The 4,387-nt window shown below is 74.6% G+C and carries 3 protein-coding genes and 1 pseudogene; 1 reads left to right on the top strand and 3 read right to left on the bottom strand.

Annotation, left to right across the window (positions count from 1 at the left end; translation table 11 throughout):
- Nucleotides 1–120: 120 nt before the first annotated feature.
- Genes ABEB16_RS13095 through ABEB16_RS13085 form a run of 3 tightly spaced genes read right to left on the bottom strand, consistent with a single transcriptional unit; the run spans nt 121 to nt 3,700 of the window.
- Nucleotides 121–1,251, bottom strand: coding sequence for a bifunctional 2-methylcitrate synthase/citrate synthase (locus tag ABEB16_RS13095; RefSeq protein ID WP_345712689.1), 1,131 nt, complete (start codon nt 1,249–1,251; stop codon nt 121–123).
- Nucleotides 1,248–2,192 (bottom strand): methylisocitrate lyase, encoded by a 945-nt coding sequence (gene prpB / locus ABEB16_RS13090; protein WP_345712688.1) that lies wholly within the window; start codon nt 2,190–2,192, stop codon nt 1,248–1,250. Before prpB ends, ABEB16_RS13095 begins: the two co-directional genes overlap by 4 nt.
- Nucleotides 2,192–3,700 carry an MmgE/PrpD family protein gene (locus ABEB16_RS13085; protein WP_345712687.1) on the bottom strand — a complete coding sequence of 503 codons (1,509 nt, stop codon included), beginning with the start codon at nt 3,698–3,700 and terminating at the stop codon, nt 2,192–2,194. The genes prpB and ABEB16_RS13085 overlap by 1 nt, the downstream gene beginning before the upstream one ends.
- 391 nt (nt 3,701–4,091) lie before the next feature.
- Here ABEB16_RS13085 and ABEB16_RS13080 point away from each other — a divergent pair.
- Nucleotides 4,092–4,387: pseudogene (locus tag ABEB16_RS13080) on the top strand (Lsr2 family DNA-binding protein); the annotation flags it as partial.

Genomic DNA, 4,387 nt, shown 5'->3' with positions numbered 1-4,387 from the left:
CTCCCGCCCGCACGCCGCCGGCGCGCCCCGCCCCGCACGCCGCAGGCAGGAGGAGCCCCGGCCACACCGGCCGGGGCTCCTCGCGCGCACGGCCTCGGCGCGCGGTCTCGGCGCGCGGTCTCAGCGCGCGGGGACGCTGCGCTGGGGCGGGCCCACGTAGCTGCTGAGCGGCCGGATGAGGGCGTTGGACCTGCGCTGCTCCACGACGTGCGCCGTCCACCCCGCGACCCGGCTGAGCGCGAACAGGGGCGTGAACGCGGCGGTGTCGAAGCCGAGCAGGTGGTACGTGGGCCCGGCGGGGAAGTCGAGGTTCGGGTGGATGCCCTTCTCCTCGAGCATCACCCGCGCCAGTTCCTCGTAGATGCCCACCCACCGCTGCCCGCCCCGGGCGGCGGCGACCTCGCGGAAGGCGGCCTCCATGGTGGGCACCCGGGAGTCGCCGTTGCGGTAGACGCGGTGGCCGAACCCCATGACCCTGCGCCCCGCCGCCAGCTCCGCCCGCAGCCACGCCCCGGCCCGCTCCGGCTCGCCGATCTCCAGCATGGCGTGCATGACGGCCTCGTTCGCCCCGCCGTGCAGGGGCCCCTTGAGCGCGCCGACGGCGGCCGTCACGGCGCTGTGCAGGTCCGCGAGGGTCGAGGTGACGACCCTCGCGGCGAACGTCGAGGCGTTGAAGGAGTGCTCGGCGTAGAGCACGAGGGACGTCTCGAACGCCCGGACGGAGCCGGCGTCGGGCACCTCGCCGAAGCACATGTGCAGCAGGTTCTCCGCGTAGCCGAGCGCCGGGTCCGGCTCGACGGGGTCCTGCCCGCGGCGGCGGCGCACGTCCCACGCCAGGACGGCGGGCAGCCGCGCGAACAGCGACAGCGCCTTGGCCAGCTCCGCGTCGGGGTCGTGCCGCTCCGCGCGCGGGTCGCGGGCACCGAGGACGCTGACGGCGGTGCGCAGGACGTCCATCGGGTGGCACGAGGGCGGCAGCGCCTCCAGCGCGGCGCGCACCGCGGGTTCCAGCGCCCGCTGCGCGCGTTCGGCCTCCTGCAGCGCCGCGAGGGCCGCGGCGTCCGGCAGCTCGCCGTGCCACAGCAGGTGCGCCACCTCCTCGGTGCGGCAGGAGGTGGCCAGTTCCTGCACGGGGTAGCCCCGGTACGTCAGCGAGTTCGTCTCCGGGACCACCTCGGAGACGGCCGTGGTGTCCACGACCACCCCCGCCAGGCCCTTGCGGACCTCCTGCCCGGCCGGTGCGCCGCTCACCGCTCCCCCTCCGACCCGTCCTGCGCGTCCCGCCCGCCCTGCGCGGCGGTGAGGGTGAAGTCGTGGATCGCGGAGTCGAACTGCGCGTAGGAGGCGTAGTCGACGAGCTCGTAGAGCCGCCCCCGGGTCTGCATCGCCGGCACGAGGCCCTCCTGGGTGCCCTCGGCGGCCAGCGTCCGCAGGCCCGCCTCCACCGCCCCCATCGCGATGCGCAGGGTGGTGACGGGGTAGATGACGACGTTGACGCCGAGCTGCTCCAGCGCCGCCGCGCTCAGCAGCTTCGACCTGCCGAACTCCGTCATGTTCGCCAGCAGCGGGACGTCGACGGCGGCGCGGAACGCCTCGAACTCCGACTCGTCGGCCAGCGCCTCCGCGAAGATCATGTCAGCGCCCGCGTCGGCGTACGCCTTCGCCCGGTCGATCGCCGCCCGCAGGCCCTCCACGCCGCGCGCGTCGGTGCGGGCGCAGACGACGAAGTCCGGGTCGCGGCGGGCGCTCACCGCGGCGCGCAGCCGTCCCAGCATCGTCGGGACGTCCACCACCTGCTTGCCGTCGAGGTGGCCGCAGCGCTTGGGGTTCACCTGGTCCTCCAGGTGCATCCCGGACAGCCCGGCGTCCTCGGCGACGCGCACCGTGCGCGCGGCGTTGAGCGGCTCGCCGAACCCGGTGTCGGTGTCGAGCAGCGACGGCAGGGACGTCGCACCGGCGATGGCCCCGCCGCGGCCGGCGACCTCCGTCAGCGTCGTCAGGCCGATGTCCGGCAGCGCGAGGTCGGCGGACAGGACGGCGCCGGAGACGTACACCCCGTCGAACCCGGTCTCCTCCACGAGGCGGGCGACGAGCGGGGAGAACGCACCGGGCATGCGCAGCAGCCGCCCGGAGGCGAGCCCGGCGCGGAAGGCGGCGCGCTTGGCGGTGGCGGACGTGGCGGAACCCAGCATCAGAAGATCCCCCTGCCGGTGTCCGCGGGGTCGCCGAGCCGCTCCGCGGGCACCTCGACGGTGAGCCGGTGCAGCTGACCGGCGGGCAGGTCCGGCAGCTCCTCGACGGTGGCGAGGAACCGGTCCTGCTCGGCGGGCTCCACGACGCCCTCGGCGAGGGCCCGGAACTTCTCCACGTACTGCGGCCGGGCGAAGGGGCGGGCGCCGAGCGGGTGGGCGTCGGCCACGGCGATCTCGTCCTCGACGACGGTTCCGTCGTCGAGGGTGATGGTGACGCGGCCGCCGAACGCCTTCTCCGCCGGGTCCGTGGAGTGGTACCGGCGGGTCCACCCCGGATCCTCCTCGGTGCGGATCCGCTGCCACAGCGCGACGGTGTCGGGCCGCTGCGCGCGCTCGGGCAGGTAGGAGTCCACGTGGTGCCAGCGCCCGTCCTGCAGCGCCACGGCGAAGATGTAGGGGACGGAGTGGTCCAGCGTCTCCCGGCTGGCGGTGGGGTCCATCTTCTGCGGGTCGCCCGATCCCGTGCCGATGACGTGGTGGGTGTGGTGGCTCGTGCGGATGACGACGTCCACCACGCGGGAGGTGTCCGGGACCCGCTCGCGCATCCGGCGGGCGAGGTCGATGAGGGCCTGCGACTGGTACTCCGCGGAGTGCTCCTTGGTGTAGGAGTCGAGGATCGCCCGCTTGGGTTCGCCCGGCGCGGGCAGCGGCACGGTGTAGACGTGGCCGGGACCGGACAGCAGCCGGGCGATGACGCCGTCCTCCCCCTCGTAGATCGGCGCCGGCGACGTTTCACCCCGCATCGCCCGGTCGACCGCCTCCACGGCCACCTTGCCGGCGAAGGCGGGGGCGTACGCCTTCCACGAGGAGATCTCGCCCTTGCGCGACTGCCGCGTCGTGGTCGTCGTGTGCAGCGCCTGCCCGACGGCCTGGAACACCGTGCCGGCGTCCAGGCCGAGGAGGGTCCCGATACCCGCGGCCGCCGACGGGCCGAGGTGGGCGATGTGGTCGATCTTGTGCTCGTGCAGGCAGATGCCGCGCACGAGGTCGATCTGCACCTCGTAGGCGGTGGCGAGCGCGCGCACGAGGTCGCGGCCGCTGCGCCCGGTGTGCTGCGCCACGGCGAGCACCGGGGGGATGTTGTCCCCGGGGTGGGAGTAGTCCGCCGCGAGGAACGTGTCGTGGAAGTCGAGTTCGCGCACCGCCACGCCGTTGGCCCAGGCGGCCCACTCGGCGGAGGTGCGCTCGCCCGCGGGCAGGCCGAACACGGTGGCGCCCGGGTCGGCGGGGTGGGCGCGCGCCTGCGCCCGCGCGGACACCACCGGGTGTCGCGCGAGGGAGGCGGCCGCGACGGCCGCGTTGTCGATGACCCGGTTGCCGATCATCTCCGCGACGTCGGCCTCGACCTCCACGGGATCGGTGGCCACGCGCGCCAACTTCCAGGCCAGCTGCTCCTCGGCGGGCGGGCCGTCGGCCGAGCGGTGCGTGCGGACGGTGTGCGACTCCATCGGCGTTGTCCTCCCGAGCGCCCGGCCGCTCGCCGGTCCGCCTTTCGCGGGCCGCCCCTGACGAGGTACCGGCAGCGTTCGCAGCGTACTTCGCGGACCCGTTCCGCCGCTGCTCGCGCGTGCGCGGACCATTGCTGACCGTGCGTGTCGCCACTCCCGGGTGAACTCCCCCTCCCGCGAACGGGTGGTTCCCGGCGGGAGTTGCCGCAGAATTGCACGGTCGATTCCCGTTTTCCGCTTTCTCTGGTTACGATGTCCGCTCGGGCCGTGGTTTTCGGGGGATCCTTCCCCAGAACCGGCGGAACACCGGGTGCGGAACACCGCTCCGCGCTCGAGCCACCGCAGCGCCTCACCGTTTAGTCCCACCACCACGTCCCACTCGGAGTGCAGCATGGCAACGCACGACGTCGCTCTCAAGGTCGCGTCCGAACTCGCCGTCGGCGGCGTCGACCTGGAGGTCCCGGTCAAGAAGAACGGCCGCCGCTACGGCGTCCTCACCATCAGCAGCAACGGCCTGCAGTGGAACCCCTCGACCACGCGCCCGCCGGTGAGCGTCTCCTGGGACGACCTGCAGGACGTGCTCTCCGCCCCGGCCGCCGCCCAGGCCGCACCGGCGAAGAAGGCCGCCCCCGCGAAGAAGGCCGCCCCCGCCGGCCGCAAGCGCGCGGCGGCCGCCGCGCCGGCCGC

The sequence above is a fragment of the Kineococcus glutinatus genome, assembly GCF_039542765.1.
In the GTDB taxonomy this organism is placed as follows: Bacteria; Actinomycetota; Actinomycetes; order Actinomycetales; family Kineococcaceae; genus Kineococcus_A; species Kineococcus_A glutinatus.
Note: the sequence above shows the minus strand (reverse complement) of the source record. Positions and strands in the feature narration are given on the sequence as shown.

Excerpts from the sequence above, each read along its gene's own strand:
- prpB (WP_345712688.1), bottom strand. The coding sequence starts at position 2,192 with ATGCTGGGTTCCGCCACGTCCGCCACCGCCAAGCGCGCCGCCTTCCGC.
- ABEB16_RS13085 (WP_345712687.1), bottom strand. The coding sequence starts at position 3,700 with ATGGAGTCGCACACCGTCCGCACGCACCGCTCGGCCGACGGCCCGCCC.